2 protein-coding genes are annotated in these 2,085 nt (G+C 40.6%); one reads left to right on the top strand and one right to left on the bottom strand.

Annotated elements, in window-relative coordinates; all coding sequences use genetic code 11:
• Positions 1-69 precede the first annotated feature (69 nt).
• Entirely contained in the window at positions 70-987 is a 918-nt protein-coding gene (nfo, locus tag B9J87_RS05170) for a deoxyribonuclease IV (RefSeq protein WP_094124474.1), read from the top strand.
• A gap of 322 nt (positions 988-1,309) precedes the next feature.
• Here nfo and B9J87_RS05165 read toward each other — a convergent pair whose 3' ends face one another.
• Entirely contained in the window at positions 1,310-2,041 is a 732-nt protein-coding gene (locus tag B9J87_RS05165) for an EAL domain-containing protein (protein WP_094149625.1), read from the bottom strand.
• Positions 2,042-2,085: the final 44 nt, after the last annotated feature.

The raw sequence follows: 2,085 nt of genomic DNA, 5'->3' as shown, positions 1-2,085 counted from the left end.
GTTGTAATTTTACTACATTTTTAGCGCGTGTTTGACCTAAGTAACAGAAAATCAGACAATTGAAGTCCAATGTTGAAAGTACAAAGTGATTTAATGACAAATAGAATTCAGGGCCGTGGAATGAAATTTATTGGTGCTCATGTATCGGCCTCTGGCGGAGTTGACCAAGCCCCATTGAGAGCGAGAGAAATTGGAGCAAATGCATTTGCTTTATTCACTAAAAACCAGCGCCAGTGGGTTGCTAAACCGCTCGAAGAGGCAACCATTCGCGCTTTTAAGGCTAACTGCCACATGCTTGGTTTTAAAAGTGAACACATTTTGCCGCATGATTCATACCTTATTAATCTGGGCGCGCCAGAAGCCGATAAGCTTGCTAAGTCACGCGAAGCTTTTATTGATGAAATGCAACGTTGCCAGCAACTGGGGCTGACGCTTTTGAATTTTCATCCGGGTAGTCACCTCAAACAAGTCTCAGAAAGTGAATGTCTTGCGACAATTGCAGAATCGATAAACCTTGCACATCAAGCCGTGCCTGAGGTCGTTGCTGTGATTGAAAACACCGCAGGGCAGGGGACGAATCTAGGCTGGCGTTTCGAACATTTAGCCGAAATTATCCAGCAAGTTGAGGATAAATCGCGAGTAGGTGTGTGCCTTGACACGTGTCATACTTTTACTGCAGGTTATGATTTGCGCACAGTTGAGGCGTGCGAGGCAACCTTCTCAGAGTTTGATAGCGTGGTTGGAATGCACTACTTACGTGCAATGCACATCAACGACTCAAAGGCAAAGTTTGCCAGCCGTGTTGACCGCCATCATTCTCTAGGGGAAGGCGAAATTGGTTGGCCATGCTTTGAATTTATTGCCAAAGATGCAAGGTTTGATGGTATCCCATTGATTTTAGAAACAATCGATCCAGACATTTGGGCCCAAGAAATTCAAACATTAAGAGATCTACACGCACAATCGGTAGATTCAGTAGCATCTTAAATAAGTTGGCATCTTTCTTTCATAAAGACAAAGGCATAGCCGCGTCAAAATGAAGGAGGATGTCACTATGTTTCATATGATCTCACGTTCACCATCAATAGCTCGACCACCAGTCCGATTGCCTATACCTAACCGACATGTGAACGGTCAAGGGCATACTCGAACGCCACAAAAATCACATTAACTGGCAAAAGCTCTGTGACATTGACTCATGCAGTGGTGGCTTTTTATGGTTACAATGCTGTCATTAGTTAATTTTCAGAGCTTTCCTAAATTCTCTCATTTCCACCTCATGAGTGGAGTTCTTTTGAAGTTTTTAGTCTTAGTAGTGAGGTGCGGGTTTTCCTAAAGCATAACCTTGGATGAAATCAAAACCGGCACTGATAACTAAGACCAGTTGTTCTTCAGTTTCAATCCCTTCGCAAACTACTTCTTTCCCAATTGATTGAAAATACCCTACAAGTTTTTTGAACATACTAAGTGAGTAATTATTTTTTGTTGCCTGAAGAAGTAGTTGACGATCAAATTTCACTACATCAAATTCCATACTCAACAAGCGTTGGAATTGACTTTCTTTCGTTCCAAAATCATCAAAGGCAATTTTAACGGGATAACTTTTTAGCTGTTGCAAAAGTATTAGGTGTGATGAGTGAAGTGGAGTGTGCTCCGGAATCTCAATCCAAATTGTGATGTTGCTTTTCTGAGCTTCTTTAATCGTATCAAGTAATATTTGGCAGTAGTACCAAGAGGGTTCTACTGGGGTCAGGTTAAATGAGACAAAGGTTAAATCTTTCCTAGCCATTTCTGGAAATTCATTGACTACGGATTCCAAGATTTCAATGTCGATCGCTAAAGTATGATCCCTAGTTAATTCATTGAAGTGAAAGCTCCTATACTCATTTTTATCTAAGTAACGAGCTAATACTTCAACACCGACAACATTTTTATTGTGATCGGTGATGGGTTGATAGAAGGGCACAGCATGAGGCTGATAATATTCTATCGTTTGATGACTTAACGTTATTGGTTCACTTCTTAAATATGAATTAAGCATAATTTATTATTTTCCGAACGAGATTTCCAAATTATCACTTATTG

Origin of the sequence: Vibrio sp. V19_P1S1T109, assembly GCF_002241375.1 — a bacterium.
Lineage (GTDB): Bacteria > Pseudomonadota > Gammaproteobacteria > Enterobacterales > Vibrionaceae > Vibrio > Vibrio anguillarum.
The sequence above is the reverse complement of the archived record's forward strand: the minus strand, read 5'-3'. Positions and strand labels throughout refer to the sequence as shown.

Bases quoted from the DNA above. Each gene is read 5' to 3' on its own strand.
- nfo (WP_094124474.1), top strand. From the start codon at position 70: ATGTTGAAAGTACAAAGTGATTTAATGACAAATAGAATTCAGGGCCGT.
- B9J87_RS05165 (WP_094149625.1), bottom strand. From the start codon at position 2,041: ATGCTTAATTCATATTTAAGAAGTGAACCAATAACGTTAAGTCATCAA.